Genomic DNA, 20,453 nt, shown 5'->3' with positions numbered 1-20,453 from the left:
CCGGGCCGGTCGGCGTCATGTTTTTACGCGCCGGAGTCTGTCCCGGTACGCAGGCAGTCGAGGATGTGGTGCCAGACCTCGTCAGCATTGGTTTCATTGACCAGTTCGTGACGGGCGCCGGGAAACAGACGGTCGGAGGCAACGAGCAGGCCGGCGCCACGAAGGTTGGCAACATGCCGGTTGAAACCGTGTCCCATCTCGCCAACCGGGTCGCTGTCACCGGCCAGCAGGTGTATCGGAAGGTCCTTGCGCCATGTTTTTGGATTGATGGTCAGCATGCCACCAATGAAGTCGGACCATAGGCCTGCCGTGCAGGGAAAGCCGCAGAGTGGGTCTCTCAGGTAGCGGTCCACCTGTTGCGGGTCGCGGCTGAGCCAGTCATGGCTGGTGCGATTGGGGGAGAACGCCTTGTTGAAGGCACCGAAGGTCATATTGTCGATCAGGCGGCTGTGGTGCCGTTTCCCGCGCAGTGCCCGGAGAGAGCGGACCAGTGCCAGGGAGGCCCGCAACTTCGGTTTGTCGATACGATTGGTCGCGCATAGGATCAGTCTGTCGATCTGGTCACCATACTGCTGGCTGAAGGCCTGGGCGATGAACGAACCCATGCTGTGGCCGAACAGCGTTAGCGGGAGGTCGGGGTGTTGCTTTCTGGCATGGACAACGACTTGCTGCAGGTCGTCCACTACTTTCTGCCAGCCCTTGTGGTCGGCGTAATGGCCAAGGTCAGTTTCGGGGCAATGCGGTCCGTGGCCTCGATGCTGGATCGCAATCACCGATACCCCCTGCTGGTTCAGCCAGAGCGCCAGCGGCTGGTAGCGGGCTGCATGCTCCGCCATGCCGTGGGCAATGACCAGCACGGCCGACGGGGCCTCCGCCGCCCACGACAGCAACGGAATTCGATGGTGATCGGGGCTGTTGATGAAACTTTCCTGCAGGTCCATGTTGGTCGATTCCGGGCGGGTTGTTGGCGTAAACGGGAGTCTAGCCGGAAATCGGGCCTTAATGTGAGACGGAGCCGGAAAATCCGGCTTTTGTGGCGCTAGTCCGCGTCCCGATCCCATTCGGGTGGCTTCCACAGGTGCTTCAGGCGGGCTTGCAGGCCGCCTGGTCGGGCCATGGCCCGGAACAGGTCCACGTACTCGTGGGTCCACAGCACTAGCAGGTTCCTGGAGTGTATCGGTCGGGTAATGCCGTAGTCCGGTGGTGCCTGTTCGTCTTCGGCGACAAAGGTGCCGAACAGTCGGTCCCAGACGATCAGAGTGCCACCGTAGTTGCGGTCGATATAGCCGGGGTTGCGGCCATGGTGAACCCGGTGATGGCTGGGGGTGTTGAGCACGGTTTCCACCCAGCCTGGCAGTTTGCCAACCAGCGTGGTGTGAATGAAAAACTGGTACACCAGTGAGAGGGCATAAGCCACGCCGATCCACACAGGATTGAAGCCGATCAACGCCAGGGGCACATAGAACAGCCACATGCCGTTAAAGATATTGGTGGCATTCTGGCGCATGGCGGTGGAGAAATTCATACGCTCGGAGGAATGGTGGACCACATGGGCGGCCCAGAACCAGCGTATGCGGTGGCTGGAACGGTGCATCCAGTAAAAACAGAAATCCACTCCAACAAACGTCAGAAGACCCGTTGCCCAGTTCAGTTCCAGATCCAGCAGGCGGTGATGGTAGAGGAATGCGTATACGGGAAAGGCGATCAGGCCCGCGAACAGCAACTCTGTCAGTTGGTAGCCGGCACCCAGGGCAAAATTCCGCAGGGCTTCCGGTACGTCCATGCGCGTGGGGTCGTGGCGAATCCGCAGGTACTCCCACAGGGTGACGGCAATAAACACCGGCGTAGCGACAACGAATATCAGTTGGCGTTCGTCCAGTGCCAGCCAGGGGGCGAGGGTGTTCCAGAGGGGCAGCAACCCGCTCTCCTCAAGAACCGCCCTCATCATGTCCATCAATGCCATGGTGAAACCGTATTGTGATTGTAGGTGTGACTGTATTCTGCGCCGATGGCGATGCCATAAATTGACAATAAACGCCACAAAATTGATGATTAGTGCCAACAATGAATGACGCAGCGCGTGGAGGACGGTGAACCATGGCCAAGGTAATGCGGGTAACCGGTGCCTGGACGGGACTGCTATCGGACTGGCTTGAACAGGAGGGACTGGAGAATGCCCCGGTCAGGATAGCGCTGGCGCGCTGGGCGTCGGAAGACAACGTACCGGTGCCGGTGTGGCGTGACCTGCTGGCGCAGGGACTGGCTCTGGCGCCTCAGTATGCCGCTCCCGAGCTAAAGGTGGGGGCCTGTGTGCGTCCTGCCCATGTGGGTGTGCTCGGCTATCTGGTGCTGGCGTCCGACACCCTCGGCGAGGCCATGTTGGCCTACCAGCGCTACGAAACCCTGTTTTATGGTGCCAGCCTGGCGGAAATCGAGGTCGTCGGCGATCAGGCGGAAATGCGCTGGCCGCCCTCGGAGAATGAGCTTGGCCAGCAGGCGGACGGCGCTGCAATTGCAGCATTGGTGACCTTTATGCGTCGCCAGATTGATCAGCCCCCTCCGCCCTCGCTAGTGAGTTTTCTGGGTAACGTCAGTGCTGAGGCGGCCAGGGAATACGAACGGTTTTTTGGCTGCTCGGTGACCTGGAACGACAGCCATGTGCGAGTCCGGTTTCCGCTGCATTACCTCAGCCTGCCCATGCCCCGGCGAGACCCGACACTTCGCGAGTTGCTGGACCGGCAGGCCCGTGCCCTGCTGCGGGCGTTGCCGGAGGCGTCACAGGCGGGCTCGGGCATTGATCGCCAGCTACAGCAGGTACTGCTGAAACTGTTGTCTGATGGCGAGCCCACCCTTGCGCGTGCATCCCATGCCATGCACATGTCACCGCGAACGCTGCAGCGACGCCTGGCCCGGTATCAGTTGAGCTGGCAGCAGTGGCTCGATCGGAACCGGGAACAGCTGGCGCGACAGTACCTGGACGACACCTCACTGACGCTGACCGACATTGCTCTGCTGTTGGGCTTTTCCGAGCAAAGTGCTTTTACCCGGGCCTACCGCCGCTGGACCGGCAATTCACCCGGCCGAGAGCGCCGTCAGTGGCTCAGCGATTAGCAGCATAGACCTTTTCCAGCGTGTGGATCTGTGGCTGCCATTGATCCAACCAGGCCTGGATGTCTTTGGGGATTTTCGCCGGTTTGGGCCAGGGCACCGGGTATTGGCCGGGCTGGAACATGGGTGCGAACAAGGATGCCGCGGCGAGGTCGGCGCGGGAGAAGCTATCTCCAGCCAGGTAGGGCTTCTCCTGGTAGGCATTCGCCAGTTCGGTCAGGTAGCGCTCCATGGTTTCCCGCGACTGCGCGGCGGTTTTCTCGTTGATCTTCATCCATTTGCGCATGACCTCGTCCACCCGGCTGAAGGCCAGTCTCAGTAGAATCCGATTGTAGAAGGGCGTGCCCGCAGCCAGCATGGGAACGACCACCTTGGGGCGTTGCAGGAAGTGGTGGTAGGAGTAACAGCGCACGCTGGGGCCGGCTTCGTCGTCCAGCCGCTGCTCCCAGGACAGCGCGGCCTCGCGGGCCTGCGGGTCGGTCGGCGTAAGCGGGTTCTCGGGAAACGTGTCGTCCAGATAGTCAATGATGGCTTTCGATCCCTGAACCCGGTGACCGTTATGGTCCAGTACCGGTACCGATGAATCAGCGCCCGTCAGTTTGCGGATGGTGTTGATGTGCTGGCCGGGCAGAAGGCTGATGGCTTCGTAGCTCAGACCTTTGTGATCCAGGGCCCAGCGAGCCTTTTCGCAGTAGTGTGAAATAGCAAACTGGTAGAGTTTTATCGCCATGACGTGGAATACTCCCGGGTGTTTTGATGGCCTAAGCGTAATGCTTTAAGGCAGGAAATGGTAACGGCTCTGCTTTAAAATCGGCAGCCATCATGGATAATCTGCAACTGTTACAACCACAGGGAATGAGGAATAAACAATGAAAGGAATCGCCGCCTCTTTGCCGGCCTTGGTCAGCGTCCTGCTGGTCGCGGGCTGTGCATCCACCGAGGATCAACGCGCCGGTGACGGCCTTGCCGTCAATACCATGGCATGCGGCCAGGCTGATATAGGCCTCGACTACCACGAGGACCGCAGTGGTCTGACGATAACGTTCGGCAGCGACAAAATGGTGTTGAAGCAAAAGGAAAGTGCCTCCGGTGCGCGCTTTGTGGACCCCGACAACGATGGCACCCAGTTCTGGAGCAAGGGTGACACTGCCACATTGACAATAGACGGGCAGGCGTTGCCGCTATGCCTGGTTCCGGGCGCTGTCGAGAAGCCGTTTATCGCCCGGGGGAACGAGCCGTTCTGGCGGGCAGTTCTTGAGCCGGGGCAACTGGTGGTGGAGCAAATGGGCAAGGAGCCGATTGCACTACGCTACGAGGTTGTCGAGAGCGCGACCACGGGACGTACTTTCGAGGCTGAAGGTGATGGCGTTCGGGTATCGCTGAAGACAGCAAGCCAACTGTGTCGCGATTCCATGACCGGCATGCCCTATCCTCGACAGGTGCGGCTGGCCGTAAACGGAGAAGAATCCCAGGGCTGCGGAGGGGATCCTGAGCGGTTGCTTCGGGGAACTGAGTGGGTTGTTGAAGACATTGGCGGCCGCGGGATTATTGACAGTTCCCGGGTGACACTGAACTTCCTGGCGGATCAGCGTGTGGCAGGGCGTGCGTCCTGCAATCAATTCAGCGGTGGATGGAATTTGACGGGTGAAGGGCTCGAGTTCACCCGGATGGCATCAACCAGAAAAGCCTGTGCGCCGGCATTGATGAACCAGGAAGACCGATTCCTGTCGCTGTTGGGTGAGGTTCGACGCTTCGACATTGGCCGGCACGGTGAGTTGCTGCTGGTGACCAGAGATGGACGTCTGATCAGGGCGTTTCAGTCCACAGACTGAGTCCGTACTGGTCCAGGATCTGCTGTACCCGGCCGCTGTCCATGAGTTGTCGGGTGCCTTCCGTTAAGAGTTTCGCAAGTTCTTTTGCGTCTTCCCGTACCGGGGAAAACGCGACGAAGGCATCGATTTCGTCGACCAACCCTGCTTGCCGTGGCGCGGGGACAGTGTCGTTGTTGTTCATTTCCCACCAGGCCATCACGTAGATATCTTCCGCAAAAATGTCAGTACGGTGTTGGTCCAGCAGGTAGATGGCCCGATCAAGGGGTGACGGCCCCGCGATCACCCAGATTCGTTCCGGGTTGGCCTGATGCTCCTCAATGTACCGGTCCAGCTCATCGGTATAGGAGTACCCATTGATGACCAGCAGCTTCTGGTTATGGAGCGATGCCAGCCCGTCGTATACCCAGCGGTTGTCAGGGTGGGTAAACAGCGCAATGGCTGAGCGCCCCTGGGGGGCGTCTGGAAACACGAAATCCGGGGCATCGGTTGTGAAGGCACCGACCACTGCGTCCAGTTGACCTTCACGCGTTAATTGCAGCGCCCGTGCCCAGCTAACGTTGACGTACTCCACGGTATAGCCGGCTTCGCCAAGGACCTCGCGGGCAATGTCCACCATGTAGCCCTCGCGATCGCTCCCCGCTTCGCAGTTATGGGGGCACCAGGGATCGGATGCGATAACGATCGTCCGGGGCCGGGGTGTCGTATTGGAAAGGGCAGCGGACAGGGCCTCATTGGTTGGCGTCTGCGTGTCGACGTCTGAAGAAGGGCTCTCTTCGTCAGGAGGAGGTGAGCAGCCGTGCAACAGGAGTACGGTTAGTAGAGCCACTGCCAGTCTGGGCATGATCGTTGTCTGGGGCACCGCGAAGCTACGGCGACCTATTTATAATAGCCCGTCTGTCACGCTGCTGTCATCCAGGAGCCCACCTCCACCGGGATGGCCCCCGATCAGTAACGGCTGCGATTGTCTCCTTCCGATGCATCGACCGGCACCAGTGCCTTGACCAGTTCTTTCATCTCGAGAATGCCTACCTGGTTGCCTTTTTTGACCACCCGATAGACAAGGTCGGTATCGCCGTCGGATCTTGCGATCACCGACTCCAGGTTGTCCCGATCGGAAATGTCGCCGGCACTGTCAGCGGGAGGTTCCGTGGTTTTTGCCATCACGGAACGCACTCTCAGAACCCGTGCACGATTGATGTCGCTGATGAAATCCGTAATGTACGGATCGTTGGGATGCATGAGAATTTCCTGGGGTTCGCCCTGCTGGACGATGTGTCCGTCCTTGAGGATAACCAGGTGGTCCGCCAGCTTTAGCGCCTCGTCCAGATCGTGGGTGATGAACACCACGGTTTTCTTCAGTTCCTCCTGCAACTCCAGCAGCAGGTCCTGCATGTCGGAGCGAATCAGCGGGTCCAGGGCGGAGAAGGCCTCGTCCATCAGCATCACGGGCGAGTTGGATGCGAGTGCCCGGGCAATGCCCACGCGCTGCTGCATACCGCCGGATAGCTGGTGCGGGTATTGGTTTTCGTTGCCTTCCAGCCCCACCCGGGCGAGCCATTTCTTGGCTTCGTCCTCGAAGTCCCGCACCGTATGGCCTCTTACCAGCAGCGCCATGCCGGCGTTCTCCAGCACGGTCTTGTGGGGAAGCAGGGCGAATTTCTGGAAAACCATCGACATTTGTTCACGCCGCAGCTTCCGCAATCCGTCCTCGTCGAAGGCGAGTACGTTTTTGCCATCCACCTTGATCTCACCGGCAGTGGGTTCGATCAGCCGGTTGAGATGGCGTATCAACGTGGACTTGCCTGAGCCCGACAGACCCATGATGACGGTGATCTCGCCTTCTCGCATATCCACGTTGATATCCTGGAGACCCAGTACGTGGTTGTGCTTTTCCAGCAGTTCGGCCTTTCCCATACCCCGGCGGACATACGCCAGGGCGACATCGGGAATGGGGCCGAAAATCTTGTAGAGGTTCCGGATGGAAATCTTGATATCCCGGTCCACGATTCGCTCCCTTACTGTTTCTGTGAGGCGTTGATGCGCGCCAGTGAGGCCTTGGTTACCCGGTCAAGGATCACCGCCAGAATCACGATGCCAAGGCCGGCAACCAGCCCGACACCCAGCTCCAGGTTGCGAATGCCCTGAAGCACCAGCACCCCGAGCCCCGGTGCCGACACCAGGGAAGCGATAACCACCATCGCCAGGCTCATCATAATGGTCTGGTTTACACCCGCCATAATGTTGGGCAGCGCCAGTGGAATCTGGACCTTGAAGAGTTTCTGCTGGCTGGTCATCCCGAAGGCGTCAGCGGCTTCGATTACATCCTTGTCCACCAGGCGGATACCCAGGTTGGTGAGACGGATGACCGGCACAATGGCGTACAGGATGATGGCAATGCCGTAGAGCTTGGACTCGGTCACGCTGAACAGGAAGATCAGCGGAATCAGGTACACAAAGGGCGGCAGTGTCTGCAGCATGTCGAGCACGGGAATGGTCAGGCGCTGCATCATGTCGCTGCGGGACATGGCAATGCCGATGGGCACGCCCAGCAGCACACAGAGGAACGCGCAGACAAAGATGATCGACAGCGTCTCCATCGCATACTGGTAGTAGTCAATAAAGGCCAGCAGAACCAGGCTGCCCGCCACAAATCCCACCAGTTTCCAGGATTTGGTGACGACAAACACCACGGCCAGCAGCGCCGGTATCACGATCCACCAGGGCGTGTTCAGCATGCCGTAGAGTGTCCCGTCCAGAAACCAGCTTAGTGGTTGGGTCAAAGGGTCCAGAACAACACTCAGACTGTCCTTGATGGACAGGAAGCCCTCTTCAAGACCTTTTGTCAGTTCCCTGGATTTGGGGAAGGCCGCACAGGACTCGTTAAGCGCGTCCATGGATGGAAAAGGCAGGTCCCATAGTGACTCTGCTTCGGCGTCCGTTCCTTTGGTTTTTTGCAGCAACGCCGCCATTGACATGGGGGCATCACTTTGGCCGTCAGAGCACCAGTCTTCCAGACCCAGTGATGAAAACACGAAATCGTAGGTCGCCATTTGCGGTCAGTCCCCAGAAGCGTTCAGATGAAAATGGGTAATGTGAGTTCGCCTGTTCGGTTTGACAGGGCCGGGAGACGGCCCTGTCAGGGTAGGTGGAGAGATTACTCTCCCAGCACCGAAGCCAGGCGTTTCTTGGCCGAATCGTTCAGCCAGCTTGACCACTCGTCGCTGTTGTTGCTCAGGAAATACACGGCCGCTTCTTCTGCCGACGCGTTGTTGGAATCCATCCACGCCAACAGGGCACTCATGGTGTCGGTTTTGAATGTCAGCTTGCTGAGCATTTCTGCGACTTCCGGCTCACGATCCTTGAAGTCCGTGGTCACGGATGTCAGTACGGTGGCGGCAGGAAATTCAGACACGCCAGGGTTGTCCGCTTCCTGGGTCTGATTACGGGTATGAACCTCCGGCTTGTAATCACCCAGTTCGACGCGGGTCATGTCGAACTTGCCGAGCGGGACAGTGGGGCCCCAGTAATAGCCAAACCAGGGCTCTTCAGACTGCACGGCGGAAGCCATTGACGAGGCCAGGGTTTCACCGGAACCGTGGTTGAACACCTCAATGCCAGAGCTTTCCAGGTCGAGCGCCCTAACCAGGTTGTCACTGACCACACGACAACCCCAGCCACTTGGGCAATTGTTGAAGCGGTTGTCCACCAGTTCCGGATTAGCCATGACACCTTCGATGGTGGTCAATTCGGGGTGCTTCTCGGCCAGGTAGGTTGGAATCCACCAGCCTTCAACGCCACCGGGCTCCAATACTTTGGTCAGACGCTCGATCTTGCCCTGTTCTTCCAGTTCCAGGTAGGCCTCACCTGCGGAGTTGAGCCACAGTTCGGTAACGATGTCCGGTTCACCATTTTCGGCGACTGAGGTAACAGCGGGGACGGTGTCGGAGGGAACCACGGTGACATCACAGCCGTACCCCTGCTCCATGATGAATTTGGCGACGCTGGTGACAACTGTGTTGGATGCCCAGCCCATTTCGGTGATGGAAACTTCACCGCAATCGGCCTGAGCAAGTGCAGGCACGGACATCGCGCAAAGCAGCGCGACTGGCGTTAGCTTTCGCATGATTGGTTCTCCTTATGGATTTTGAAAATACGCGGAAACAGATCCGCTGGAGCGGTTCTGAAGACCGCTCTAGAGGTGAAGACGCCGTATTGATACTGCGTTTTCAGAGGGCAAGACAAATGTTGTGACCTCGGTTACTACGTATCTTTAGAGTAACGCCCTGAGCGTGAGTTACAAGCCATTCATGTAAAATGTCGCCAGAAAATGCACATGCTTTCCGGTGTTTTGAGCCCCAGTGTCAACGAATTGAAGCAATTCAGCAGTAGTTTGAAGGGTTGTCTGAAACGGGAGAGCCCCATGACCGAGTTGCGCAAACTGACCCCCCATTCTGCTATTCCTGCCGAACAGGCCCGTCGGGATAGCCGCCAACGCCATCTGCTGAGAACCTTTCTGCCGGAGATGATTCGTCTTGAGCGTGTGCTGGCGGAAGCGCCGGGACAGGTTACTGTGAAGACGCTCTCTCGGGTTGCGCTGAAACACATTGACCTGCCGATCTATCGGGTTGACCTCGGCAGCGAAGCACCCGATGCGCCAGTGGTGATGCTGGTGGGTGGCGTTCACGGTCTTGAACGCATCGGCAGCGAAGTCGTCATGGCCTGGTTGCGCAATCTGCTGGCAAGGATGTCCTGGGACGGGCATCTCCAGGCCCTGCTGAAAAAAGTGCGGGTTACCCTGCTGCCCATCCTCAACCCTGGCGGCATGTACCTGAATCAGCGCAGCAATCCCAACGGGGTCGACCTGATGCGCAACGCACCGATCACCGCCCAGGACCGCAGCGCGTTCCTGTTGGGCGGGCAGCGCTTCTCTCCGCGCCTGCCGTGGTTCATTGGTGATCCCGAGCAGGGTATGGAAGCGGAGAACCAGGCCCTTGAGTCGGTGATCTCGGAGCTCCTGCCAGGCCGTCCTTTCAGTGTCGCGCTGGACTGTCATTCCGGTTTCGGCTGGCAGGACCAGATCTGGTTCCCCTATGCCTACCGTCGTCGCCCCATGCGACGGATCGAATCGGTGATGGCGTTGAAGCTGATCTGGGAGCAGGCCTGGCCGGAACACAACTATCGCTTCGAGCCCCAGTCCCGTCATTACCTGACCCACGGTGATCTGTGGGACTATTTCTACAAGAAGATCAACCGCAGCGGTGAGGGCGCCTTTATTCCCCTTACCCTGGAACTGGGCTCCTGGCGATGGATCAAGAAGCGCCCACGACAGTTGCTGCGACTGGACGGCTTTTTCAATCCGCTGGTACCCCATCGCCATCGGCGCGTACTGCGAAGTCACCTGACCTTTATCGATTTCCTGGTCAGCGCCGCCGCCCATCACGAAAACTGGTTGCCGCACTCGGATGAGGCGTCCATGCTAAGGGAGGCCGCCATCGCCCACTGGTACAGGGATCATCACTGACAATGCACTGGATTCTGTTGCGCGGACTGACCCGGGAGCAGTCACACTGGGGCTCTTTTCCCCACAGGCTTGAGGAAGCCTTTCCCGGTCATCAGTTCCATCTGGTTGATCTTCCGGGCACGGGCGTGCACTTCAAGGATCCCAGCCCTGACCGTATCGCGGAGATCCGGGAGAAGGTTCGCCGCAGTGTTGGTCACATTCCAGCGCCATACAATCTCATCGCTTTGTCCATGGGCGGGATGGTCGCCCTGGACTGGGCTCAGCATGTCACCGAGGGTGAAATTCAGAACCTGGTGCTGATCAACACGAGTTCCGGATTCAGCCTGCCCTGGCGACGGATGCGTCCGGGGGCCTGGCCTCTTATCGTTCGCCTCCTGACGCGCCGGGAACTGTTCGATCGTGAGGTGGATATTCTGCGGTTGACGAGCAATCGACCGGTCGACCTCGATGTCATGAAACACTGGTACAGCATCCAGCGCCAGCGGCCAGTCAGCTATGCCAACGCCTATGCCCAGATGAAAGCAGCGATGGCCTACAAACCCCTGCCTCAACGCCCTCTGCCGGACGCACTTGTACTTGCCAGCAAGGGTGACCGTATTGTCCATTGGAGCTGCAGCAAGGTGTTTGAGCAGCGTTGGCAATGGACGCTGAAAGTCCATTCGTCCGCCGGCCATGACCTGCCAATGGACGACCCTGAATGGGCCATCCAACAGATAAAAAACTGGCTGCCCAAATGATTACGGTTGCTTGACGCAACCGGTGTTCCGCGTCAGTCTTCTACACAATTCCTCAGATTCACCCCGAGATACTTATTTGGATTGGAGTCGATAACAATGAAAATCTTTGAGACCAAGACAGCGCCCAACCCACGCCGGGTAAGGATGTTCATGTCTGAAAAGGGACTGTTGGACAAGGCTGAGTTTGTTGAGATCGATCTGCAGAAGGGTGAGAACCTGACGCCGGAGTACGCGGCCAGGAACCCGATGAAGAAAGTACCCGTGATGGAACTGGACGACGGCACCTGCATCGCCGAAACCATGGCGATTTGCCGCTATTTCGAAGAAAGCTATCCGGATGCGCCAACCCTGCTCGGGGACACAGCGTTGGAGAAAGCGCAGGTGGAACAGTGGCTGCGGTGGATCGAGTTCTCCTTTTTCCTGCCCACCGGTATGTGTTTTCAGCACACCAGCGGCTATTTCAAGGACCGCATGAACCCGATCAAGGAATGGGGTGAAGAGTGCCGCACCTCGGTGGAAAAATTCATGCACTTCCTGAACAAGCATCTGGATGGCAGGGAATACATCTGTTGCGACCGGTTCACGGCCGCGGATATCAATGCCTTTACCACCGTGGCCTTCGCCCGTGTGGTGGATATTCGCATCAAGCCGGAGCAGGCCAACCTCCAGGCCTGGTATGATCGCATCAAGCAACGTCCTTCCGCCCAGGTATGACCCGATGACCCAACAGACCCTACTGGCCTGTGCTCTTGAAAGAATCGATACCGTCAACCGTGCAGACCCCAACATCGAGCAGGTTGGCGGAATACCCTTGCCCAAGGAATACGCCTACAGCCAGCACATGACACGCTGGCTGTTTGAGCTTGAGCCGCAGCCCTCCGAACGCATGCAGATTGCCTGCCGCGCCCAGCACATCGAGCGCTGGACTATCCCCCGTAGCGATTTCCCGGAAGGTCGCAAGGCCTATTACGAATGGCGCCAGGCCTGTGGCCGCATGCATGGCCGCCGGGCCGCCGAAATCATGGAGGAATGTGGCTACCCACAGGAAGAATGCCAGAAGGTGGAAACCATCCTGACCAAGCGGGAGTTGCGCAAGGACGCAGACACACAGCTGCTGGAAGACGTTGCCTGCATGGTATTCCTGGAACGCTATTTCGCGGATTTTTATGAGGAAAAAGCCGATTACGACCGGGAGAAATGGCTGCGCATTGTCCGCCGTACCTGGGGCAAGATGTCTCCGCGTGGGCATGAAGCCGCGCTGAAACTCGCCGAAGGGATGCCGGCGCATTTGCTGGCGTTGCTGCAGGAGGCGTTGGCTGAGGATTAGTCCGTGCTCAACCCATGCCCGCTGACTTGTTCGAGCTTTGCGTAAGCCCTCCTAAAAAAACAGCTCCTGCAGTTTCTTGCCAGGTTCTTCGGCCCGCATGAAGGACTCGCCCACCAGGAAGCCGTAGATACCCCGGTTGGTCATGGTCTCCACATCGGCCCGGGTCATGATGCCACTTTCGGTGATCGTCAGGCGGTCGGCCGAAATCCGTTCATGCAGGTCGAAGGTGGTATCCAGCGAGACCTCAAAGGTGTGCAGGTTGCGGTTGTTGATGCCCACCAGCGGTGTTTTCAGGGTGAGGGCATCGTCCATTTCCTCGCCGTCGTGAACCTCGACCAGCACGTCCAGGCCAATTTCATGGGCGATGCCTTCCAGTTCCTGCATCTGGTCCCTGGTCAGGCAGGCGGCGATCAGCAGGATGCAGTCGGCGCCAATAGCCCGGCTCTCGTAGACCTGATACGGCGCCACCATGAAGTCCTTGCGGATGACCGGCAGGCTGCAGGCGGCGCGGGCGGCTTGGAGGTAGTCTTCATGGCCCTGGAAGAAATCCTTGTCAGTGAGTACTGACAAGCAGGCGGCACCGCCTTTTTCATAGCTTTCGGCGATGGCCTCGGGAACAAACGGATCGCGGAGAATGCCTTTGCTGGGGGAGGCTTTTTTGATCTCGGCAATGACCGCAGGCGTTTGCTGTTCGATGCGTCGGCGAAGGGCGCTCGCAAAGCCCCGCGCTGGCGGTTGATCGCCAGCCATGGCCTTCCGATCGCCAATAGAAACCCTGCGCGTACGCTCATCAATTTCCTCCCACTTCCGATCAACGATCTTTCGCAGGATGGTAGGCGTCTTGTCCAGATGTCTGTCAGTCATTGTCAGGCTCGTATTAGAAACACTGCGAAAAGTCAGCAAGCTCGGACATCTTGCCGGCTGCCAAGCCTGAGCCCATGGCGTCCAGCGCCATCTCCACGCCTTCCGCCGTCGTCTTCGCCAGGCCTGCCACATAAATTGCTGCGCCGGCGTTCAGGGCGATAAGATCCCGCGCTTTCTCAGCCATTTCATCATGACCACGACCGAACGCGGCACGGATCAGTTTCAGGGAGTCCTCGGCGGTATTCACCGTGAGACCGACCAGCGCCTGGCTCTTGATGCCCAGGTCTTCCGGGGTGATGTCGTACTCAGTGACTTCGCCGTTTTTCAGCTCCGCCACATGGGTGGCGCTGGCCAGGCTGATTTCGTCCAGGCCATCCTTCGAGTGCACCACCATAATGTGTTCGGCACCCAGGCGGTGCAGAACCTCCGCCATGGGGCGACACAGCTCTTTCGTGAACACACCGATCAACTGGCGCTTGACGCTGGCCGGGTTGGTCATGGGGCCAAGGATATTGAATATGGTACGGCAACCCAGTTCCTTGCGAGGGCCAATGGCGTGTTTCATGGCGCCATGATGGACCGGGGCGAACATGAAGCCAACGCCGATCTCCTCCACGCAGCGTGCAACCTCCTCAGGCGCCATCTGCAGGTTGATACCCAGCTTTTCCAGCAGGTCCGCGCTGCCGCTCTTGGAGGACACGGCACGGTTGCCATGCTTGGCCACAAAGCCACCGGCTGCGGCGACCACAAAAGACGCCGCGGTGGATACGTTGAACAAGTTGGCACCGTCACCGCCGGTGCCCACGATATCCACCAGTGGGTCGGCGTTGACCGTCACGCGGGTGGCCAGTTCCCGCATGACTTCGGTGGCGCCGGTGATTTCGTCGATGGTTTCGCTCTTGATGCGCAGCCCCATGAGAAAGGCCCCAATCTGCGCATCGGTGGCTTCACCCTTCATGACGATGCGCATAACGTCCTTCATCTCCTCCGTGGACAGGTCCAGGTTGGAGGCGATGCGGTTCAGTGCTTCTTTCATGTCCATGTGGTGGCCTCTTATCGTGTCTTCAGAAAGTTGCGCAGCAGCTCATGGCCCTGTTCCGTCATAATAGACTCTGGATGGAACTGTACACCTTCGATGGGCAGTGTTTTGTGCCGAACGCCCATGATTTCTTCCACCGAGCCATCGTCATTACGGGTCCAGGCGGTGACTTCCAGGCAATCGGGAAGGGTGTCTTTGTCGATCACCAGGCTGTGATAGCGGGTCGCCTTCAGCGGGTTGCTCAAGCCACGGAAAATGCCCTGGTCCTTATGGTAGACCGCAGATACCTTGCCGTGCATCACCTGCCCGGCGCGAATAACCTTCCCGCCGTATACCTGCCCGATGGCCTGGTGGCCGAGGCAAACGCCCAGAATCGGCAACTTGCCGGCAAAGTGGCGAATGGTGGCCATGGAAATGCCTGCCTCGTTGGGCGTGCAGGGGCCGGGAGAGACAACGAGGCGCTCCGGTTTCAGGGCTTCGATGCCCTCCACGGTGATCTCGTCGTTGCGGTAGACATGAACATCTTCGCCCAACTCGGCCAGGTACTGCACCACGTTGTAGGTGAAGGAGTCGTAGTTATCGATCATCAGCAACATAATCTTATCCTCCGCCTCAGTGGTCGAAATCGTTGTAGGTCATGGCGACGGCGCGGAAAATCGCGCGGCCCTTGTTCATGGTTTCCTTCCACTCAAGGCGGGGCACCGAGTCGGCCACCACGCCGGCCCCTGCCTGAATATGCAGGGTGTTGTCTTTGATTACCGCCGTGCGGATGGCAATGGCGGTATCCATGTTGCCGTTGAACGACAGGTAACCCACGGCGCCGCCATAGACACCGCGCTTCACCGGCTCCAGTTCGTCGATGATTTCCATGGCGCGAATTTTGGGGGCACCGCTCAGGGTGCCGGCAGGTAGGGTGGCGCGCAGCACGTCCAGGCAACTGGTGTTGTCCTTCAGGCGGCCGGTGACGTTAGAGACGATGTGCATCACATGGGAATAGCGCTCCACAATCATCTTGTCCGTCAGCTTTACCGTGCCGGTTTCAGACACCCGGCCAGCGTCGTTGCGGCCCAGATCGATCAGCATCAGATGCTCGGCGATCTCCTTGGGGTCGGCCAGCAGTTCCGCTTCCATGGCCCGGTCTTCGGCATCGGTGGCGCCACGCTTTCGGGTGCCGGCGATGGGGCGCACGGTGACTTCATCATCTTCCACCCGCGCCAGGATTTCCGGCGATGAGCCGACGATCTGGAAGTCTCCCAGATCCAGGAAATACATGTAGGGGGACGGGTTCAGCACCCTCAGCGAGCGATACAGGTTCAGCGGTGGTGCCTCGAATGGAATCGACATGCGTTGCGAGATCACCGTCTGCATCACGTCGCCGTCCAGCACGTATTCCTTGATGTGGCCCACGGCCGCTTCGAATTTTTCCTGGTTGAACCCGGAGATGAAGTCGCTCTCATCCACGGTTTTACCGCGCAGATGTTCCGGTGTGCGGGGCGCGTTGGCCGTCTGCCGGTGCAAGCGGGACTCCAGGTCGTCAATTCGCTGCAGTGCCTGTTCGTAAGCGCCCTCCTGATTTGGGTCGGCATGGACAATCAGGTGCAGTTTGCCGCGCAGATTGTCGAACACCACCACGTCGTCGGACACCATCAAAAGGATGTCGGGCGTGCCGATCTTGTCCGGCGGGCAGGTGTTGCGCAGGCGCTTCTCGATGTAGCGCACGGTGTCATAACCGAAATAGCCAACCAGGCCACCATTGAAGCGGGGCAATTCCTCCAGGTCCGGCGCGTTGAAGCGGGCCTGATAGTCTTCCACGAAGGCCAATGGATCGTCGACCGTGGTTTCTTCGATCACCTCGTCGTCGCGGGTAATGGTGACGGTGTGATCATGGACCTTTAGAACTTCCCGGCTTGGCAGACCAATAATGGAATAGCGGCCCCACTTTTCACCGCCCTGGACAGATTCAAACAGGTAGGAATAGGGGCCGCTGGCCAGCTTGAAATAGGTGCTCAGGGGCGTGTCCAGGTCGGCAAGGACTTCGCGGTATACGGGGATACGATTAAAGCCGGCCTTGGCGAGCTCGGCGAATTGCTCGGGTGTCATGATAACGGTTCCTGAATCTGATCTGTATGGAGGACGTTCGGGCGGCATTCAGCCGGTGCGCCATCGCCACCATCGTGTTGCGCGGGTTGTCAGTATGCCCTGCGCTGTTATCAGACTCAGTCCCTGCACGGCAGGAATCTCCCGAATTGAAGGTTTCAAATCAATATCCTGTGAGATTACAAAAGCTGGGCCAGGGAATCAACAACGGCATCTGCACCGAGCGAATCCACGGGCGCCCCATAATTGTAGCCGTAGCGAACCGCCACCGAAGGAATACCCGCCGCCAGGGCCGCGCTGATGTCGGTGACCGAATCGCCCACCATCACCGTGGTGCCCCGGGTGCCGCCGAGTTCGGTCATGGCATGGATCAACGGTTGCGGGTCTGGTTTGCGCACCGGCAGGGTGTCTCCACCGATGCTGATATCGAACCAGTGTTCAATGCCCATCTGCTCGAGCAACGGTGCCACAAACTGTTCCGGCTTGTTGGTAACGATGCCCATGCGGCAGCCGTGGTCGGCAAGACGGGTCAGACATTCCTCCACGCCGTCGTAGAGCACGGCATGCTGGCCGTTAAGGTTTTCGTAGGCATGGTAGAACATCGCCAGGGCGTCATTGAACAGTGCGTCGTCCTTCGGGGTTGCCGGTTCCCAGTCCGCTTGCCCGGCAAGGGCACGCCGCACCAGCACGCTGGCGCCATTGCCCACCCATTGGCGAACATTGTCAGCGCCGGCTTTGCGGCGACCCAGCTGTTCCAGCATAGCGTCAATGGCCGCTGCCAGGTCGGGGGCGCTGTCAACCAGGGTGCCGTCCAGGTCGAACAGGGCCACTCCCGGCCAGCGTTGGCTGAACAACCCCGCCAGGCTCATCGGTTCGAACTCTGCTTGGCCAGTTCCAGCTCTGCCCGCATTTTGTCGATGGTGGCTTTGTAGTCGTCAGTGTTGAAGATGGCGGAGCCAGCGACAAAGGTGTCGGCGCCGGCTTCGGCGATCTCGCGGATGTTGTCGGTTTTCACGCCGCCGTCGATTTCCAGGCGAATGTTGCGACCGCTGGTATCGATGCGCTTGCGGGCTTCGCGCAGTTTGTCGAGAGTGCCTGGAATAAACTTCTGGCCGCCGAAACCAGGGTTTACGGACATCAGCAGGATCATGTCCAGCTTATCCATCACGTGATCGATGTAGTGCAGTGGCGTGGCTGGATTGAACACCAGGCCCGCCTTGCACCCGCCTTCACGAATCAACTGCAGGGAACGGTCAATGTGATTGGAGGCTTCCGGGTGGAAGGTGATGTAGCTGGCGCCGGCATCGATGAACATCCGGATCAGGTCGTCTACCGGTGATACCATCAGGTGCACGTCGATTGGAGCGGTAACCCCGTGTTTACGCAATGCTTCGCAGACCATGGGGCCGATGGTCAGGTTGGGTACGTAGTGGTTGTCCATGACATCGAAGTGGACAATGTCGGCGCCGGCGGCCAGTACGTTATCGACTTCCTCGCCCAGTCGGGCAAAATCGGCTGACAGGATGGACGGGGCAATCTGGAAAGGGTTCATGACGGCTCTCTTGAACGGTTTGATAGTGATATCGACGATGGCGCGTACAGCGGTTTTCTCTGTAAAAGCCTGCAAAAGGCTGCAAGAGTCTGCAAAGGCTGCTGGGCCGCAAAGCTGCTAGTCTACCAGTTTGATGGTGATTTTTCGCACGGAATGAGTGACAGCCTGTGAGCAAATGGATTAAAAAACCGGTTGTGCAATGTCGGGTCATCCTGGCCTGCCTTGTTGCTTTCTGGGCCTCGTCAGCGTTGGCGCAGGCACCGAAAGAGGCGCAGAAAGGCGCGCAGAACCCGACCGGGCAGGAAGCCGGAAAACCCTCCGGGGCGGCTGTTGAAAGGCCGTTGATATCGACGGGGCTCGATTCGGATGCAATCGCCCGGACCTGGCCGGACTCGTCTGTATGGCTGGAGCCACCAGAAGAAGAACCGGTGCTGGCCCTGTTTGAGCCGGAAGCCGAGACGCCTGCGAAGGGCGCAGTGGTGATTCTGGCCGATGAGGGGCAATCACCCGCTTCCGGATTGGCCGCTGCCCTGCGACAGCCGATGGCACGTGCCGGTTGGGCGGTGATGGTGGTTGGGCTCGAGATACCGCCATACGAGGTACAGGAAGCGCGTCGACAACGGGGCTTAGAGGCGTCTGAAGAGGCGGGCGCGCCGGATACGGACGCCGCCGATGAAACGGGCGATAAACCTGGCGAGTCGGTGATGATCGATGTGATGGCCAGTGACGATGTCGAGGCCTTGGCAAACCAATACCAGACACGCATTCAGAAGACCCTGGTCGCGGCGGCTGGCAACCTGGTTGGTCGTGGTTACAGCCGGGTGGCCATGGTGGGAGTCGGCCGGGCGGCTGGTCACGTCACCCGCGCGGCCACTGCCAGCGGGGGGCAGGATGTGTCGGCGCTGGTCTGGATTGCGCCAGCGTTTAGTCAGAGCGATTCGATAGCCCTGACGGAGTCGCTTGGTGAGTCTGGTGCGCCCAAAGTCCTGGAGCTCCACAGTGCCCGCAGTTCATTGGGCGCTGGAGGTATGGCTCAAAGGTCACCAAAGCAACGGGAGGCCGCATTCAGGCGGGCGGGGATTGCAGGTTACTCCCGGCAACCTGTCGCAATGACTGAACAGCCACAACCCAGAGAGGCGCAAGCGCTTACCAACCGCATTTCAGCCTGGCTTGACTCCGAACGCTAGAAAACAATCAGCCACCCACGGCGGTGGATGAGCCGATGACAACGCCACCACAGCTGACGGCATCGCCGGTCAGGGCGGCAGGTTTGCCTTCGATCATCACCGTCGGGCTGCCAGCTGCAATGGCGCGGGGATGTGGTGGATGCTTGGGCTTGGAGTGCATGGCAAGCTGGTCGCCCAGCCGCGCAACGGGCTTGCCGTCGATCAGTACAGTAGCGCTGCCGGTAATGACTGGGGTCGGGGGAAAGCCTTGGTGATCGGTTCCGATGTCGCCGAGCAGGACGAGTTTTTTACCCATGGGAATGCTCCTTTTCAGTGGGTCTGCAGGCCGCTGGTCCGTGGGCCTTTCTTTTGCACTTTTGTGCTTTTGCACTTCTGTGGTGTGGTTCTGATCTCGGAGTTTAGCAAGCTTGGCGCTGAACTCAAAACGCCGGATTCAAACCGACAGGCGCTGGCTGATCAGTTCCCAGGCTTGCTGGTAGCGTAAAAGGCGGTCCTTTGCCCTGGTCAGTTCCGCCGGGCTCAGCTTCTGCTGTGCCAGTTTGTCCGGGTGGCATTCCGACACTTTTTTTCGGTAGGCCCGTTTGATCACCTCGCGGCTGTCACGGCGGGTAACGCCGAGAACCTGGCAGGCCTGCTCGAAGGTGGAGGGTCGGGGCTGGCTCTCCGGTTCGGTGATCCAGACCTTGCTGGCGTAACTGCCGAGAATGTCATCGCTGACCCTGATCGGCAGCCCCATCTGGTCAATGGCGTCCTCGCAACGATAGCGGCGGGGCTTCTCCGGGGGTCCCTGCAACTGCGCTGCGTGGCAAAGGCAGATGGCAACACGCAATGAGGGAGAGGGCCAGATTCTGTGGGTCAGGCGCAGGCCCAGAGCTTTCAGGGCAGGGATGCGCTCTGCAGTCTTACCCTTGCGGAAATGGCCAATGGCCTTGCGCCGCTGGCGGCCGGAGAGCTTCAGTGCTTTCATCAGGGTTTCGGCGAAACCGATGTCTTTCTCCGTTACCCGCCCTTCCGATTTGGCGATGTAGCCCAGGAAAAAGAACAGGCTCCGGCGACACCAGCGCGGCAGTCGGGTTCTGACCAGCAATTCGGTGGCCTGGTGGCCGCAGGCGGTCAACTCTCCAAGGAGCTCACTGAACTCTGCTTCCATTCGTGCGGGCAGGTTATTGTCTCTGGTCTCAGAGGTCAT

Annotated in this window: 22 protein-coding genes; 7 read left to right on the top strand and 15 right to left on the bottom strand. The window is 59.0% G+C overall.

What is annotated here, in order from left to right; all coding sequences use genetic code 11:
- Positions 1–23 precede the first annotated feature (23 nt).
- Together AAGD24_RS17880 and AAGD24_RS17875 are read right to left on the bottom strand one after the other, a co-directional pair.
- Positions 24–941 carry an alpha/beta fold hydrolase gene (locus AAGD24_RS17880; protein WP_075194221.1) on the bottom strand — a complete coding sequence of 306 codons (918 nt, stop codon included), beginning with the start codon at positions 939–941 and terminating at the stop codon, positions 24–26.
- A gap of 98 nt (positions 942–1,039) precedes the next feature.
- Positions 1,040–1,963 carry a sterol desaturase family protein gene (locus AAGD24_RS17875; protein ID WP_075194222.1) on the bottom strand — a complete coding sequence of 308 codons (924 nt, stop codon included), beginning with the start codon at positions 1,961–1,963 and terminating at the stop codon, positions 1,040–1,042.
- A gap of 134 nt (positions 1,964–2,097) precedes the next feature.
- Between AAGD24_RS17875 and AAGD24_RS17870 the strand changes: the two genes are divergently transcribed.
- On the top strand, positions 2,098–3,111 hold the full coding sequence (locus tag AAGD24_RS17870) for an AraC family transcriptional regulator (RefSeq protein ID WP_228210055.1): 1,014 nt from the start codon (positions 2,098–2,100) through the stop codon (positions 3,109–3,111).
- Here AAGD24_RS17870 and AAGD24_RS17865 read toward each other — a convergent pair.
- Positions 3,101–3,838, bottom strand: coding sequence for a glutathione S-transferase family protein (locus AAGD24_RS17865; RefSeq protein ID WP_036210924.1), 738 nt, complete (start codon positions 3,836–3,838; stop codon positions 3,101–3,103). The genes AAGD24_RS17870 and AAGD24_RS17865 overlap by 11 nt on opposite strands.
- Before the next feature lie 139 nt (positions 3,839–3,977).
- Here AAGD24_RS17865 and AAGD24_RS17860 point away from each other — a divergent pair, with 139 nt between their 5' ends.
- Positions 3,978–4,940, top strand: a complete 963-nt coding sequence (locus AAGD24_RS17860; RefSeq protein ID WP_379865797.1) for an META domain-containing protein — start codon at positions 3,978–3,980, stop codon at positions 4,938–4,940.
- On the opposite strand, the gene AAGD24_RS17855 is transcribed toward AAGD24_RS17860, so the two are convergent.
- From AAGD24_RS17855 to AAGD24_RS17840, 4 genes are all read right to left on the bottom strand, one after another.
- Complete coding sequence (locus AAGD24_RS17855; RefSeq protein WP_379865795.1) at positions 4,915–5,781, bottom strand: substrate-binding periplasmic protein; 867 nt, start codon at positions 5,779–5,781, stop codon at positions 4,915–4,917. The two genes, AAGD24_RS17860 and AAGD24_RS17855, sit on opposite strands and share 26 nt — an antisense overlap.
- A gap of 104 nt (positions 5,782–5,885) precedes the next feature.
- Positions 5,886–6,944, bottom strand: coding sequence for a betaine/proline/choline family ABC transporter ATP-binding protein (locus tag AAGD24_RS17850; protein ID WP_036210930.1), 1,059 nt, complete (start codon positions 6,942–6,944; stop codon positions 5,886–5,888).
- 11 nt (positions 6,945–6,955) lie between these two features.
- Entirely contained in the window at positions 6,956–7,990 is a 1,035-nt protein-coding gene (locus AAGD24_RS17845) for a proline/glycine betaine ABC transporter permease (RefSeq protein WP_091642485.1), read from the bottom strand.
- Between the two features lie 104 nt (positions 7,991–8,094).
- Positions 8,095–9,063 (bottom strand): ABC transporter substrate-binding protein, encoded by a 969-nt coding sequence (locus AAGD24_RS17840; protein WP_041332523.1) that lies wholly within the window; start codon positions 9,061–9,063, stop codon positions 8,095–8,097.
- A gap of 297 nt (positions 9,064–9,360) precedes the next feature.
- Between AAGD24_RS17840 and AAGD24_RS17835 the strand changes: the two genes are divergently transcribed.
- From AAGD24_RS17835 to AAGD24_RS17820, 4 genes are all read left to right on the top strand, one after another.
- Complete coding sequence (locus AAGD24_RS17835) at positions 9,361–10,461, top strand: M14 family zinc carboxypeptidase (protein ID WP_085678757.1); 1,101 nt, start codon at positions 9,361–9,363, stop codon at positions 10,459–10,461.
- A 2-nt stretch (positions 10,462–10,463) separates the two neighbouring features.
- A complete protein-coding gene (locus AAGD24_RS17830; RefSeq protein WP_379865793.1) occupies positions 10,464–11,198 on the top strand; it encodes an alpha/beta fold hydrolase in 735 nt (244 codons plus the stop codon).
- Between the two features lie 96 nt (positions 11,199–11,294).
- Complete coding sequence (locus tag AAGD24_RS17825; RefSeq protein ID WP_036210943.1) at positions 11,295–11,912, top strand: glutathione S-transferase family protein; 618 nt, start codon at positions 11,295–11,297, stop codon at positions 11,910–11,912.
- Positions 11,913–11,916: 4 nt separating this feature from the next.
- The gene (locus tag AAGD24_RS17820) at positions 11,917–12,525 is read left to right on the top strand and encodes a DUF4202 domain-containing protein (RefSeq protein WP_379865792.1); all 609 of its coding nucleotides are present in this window, start codon (positions 11,917–11,919) and stop codon (positions 12,523–12,525) included.
- A gap of 51 nt (positions 12,526–12,576) precedes the next feature.
- Here AAGD24_RS17820 and trpC read toward each other — a convergent pair whose 3' ends face one another.
- The 6 genes from trpC to rpe form a co-directional block, all read right to left on the bottom strand.
- Positions 12,577–13,389 carry an indole-3-glycerol phosphate synthase TrpC gene (gene trpC / locus AAGD24_RS17815; protein WP_379865790.1) on the bottom strand — a complete coding sequence of 271 codons (813 nt, stop codon included), beginning with the start codon at positions 13,387–13,389 and terminating at the stop codon, positions 12,577–12,579.
- Positions 13,390–13,402: 13 nt separating this feature from the next.
- Positions 13,403–14,431 carry an anthranilate phosphoribosyltransferase gene (gene trpD / locus AAGD24_RS17810; RefSeq protein WP_379865789.1) on the bottom strand — a complete coding sequence of 343 codons (1,029 nt, stop codon included), beginning with the start codon at positions 14,429–14,431 and terminating at the stop codon, positions 13,403–13,405.
- 11 nt (positions 14,432–14,442) lie between these two features.
- Positions 14,443–15,024, bottom strand: a complete 582-nt coding sequence (locus AAGD24_RS17805; RefSeq protein WP_036210957.1) for an aminodeoxychorismate/anthranilate synthase component II — start codon at positions 15,022–15,024, stop codon at positions 14,443–14,445.
- Positions 15,025–15,040: 16 nt separating this feature from the next.
- Complete coding sequence (trpE, locus tag AAGD24_RS17800) at positions 15,041–16,528, bottom strand: anthranilate synthase component I (protein ID WP_041332532.1); 1,488 nt, start codon at positions 16,526–16,528, stop codon at positions 15,041–15,043.
- Between the two features lie 176 nt (positions 16,529–16,704).
- A complete protein-coding gene (locus AAGD24_RS17795) occupies positions 16,705–17,394 on the bottom strand; it encodes a phosphoglycolate phosphatase (protein WP_036210963.1) in 690 nt (229 codons plus the stop codon).
- Positions 17,391–18,077, bottom strand: a complete 687-nt coding sequence (gene rpe / locus AAGD24_RS17790) for a ribulose-phosphate 3-epimerase (protein ID WP_036210966.1) — start codon at positions 18,075–18,077, stop codon at positions 17,391–17,393. Before rpe ends, AAGD24_RS17795 begins: the two co-directional genes overlap by 4 nt.
- A 167-nt stretch (positions 18,078–18,244) precedes the next feature.
- On the opposite strand from rpe, the gene AAGD24_RS17785 reads away from it, so the two are divergent.
- Positions 18,245–19,264 (top strand): DUF3530 family protein, encoded by a 1,020-nt coding sequence (locus AAGD24_RS17785; protein WP_228210060.1) that lies wholly within the window; start codon positions 18,245–18,247, stop codon positions 19,262–19,264.
- A gap of 7 nt (positions 19,265–19,271) precedes the next feature.
- Here AAGD24_RS17785 and AAGD24_RS17780 read toward each other — a convergent pair whose 3' ends face one another.
- Positions 19,272–19,559, bottom strand: coding sequence for a type VI secretion system PAAR protein (locus AAGD24_RS17780; RefSeq protein WP_007155253.1), 288 nt, complete (start codon positions 19,557–19,559; stop codon positions 19,272–19,274).
- Between the two features lie 138 nt (positions 19,560–19,697).
- The gene (locus AAGD24_RS17775; RefSeq protein WP_228210061.1) at positions 19,698–20,453 is read right to left on the bottom strand and encodes a DnaJ domain-containing protein; all 756 of its coding nucleotides are present in this window, start codon (positions 20,451–20,453) and stop codon (positions 19,698–19,700) included.

Source organism: Marinobacter sp. M5B (assembly GCF_042604615.1).
GTDB classification, from domain to species: Bacteria; Pseudomonadota; Gammaproteobacteria; order Pseudomonadales; family Oleiphilaceae; genus Marinobacter; species Marinobacter salarius.
The sequence above is the reverse complement of the archived record's forward strand: the minus strand, read 5'-3'. Positions and strand labels throughout refer to the sequence as shown.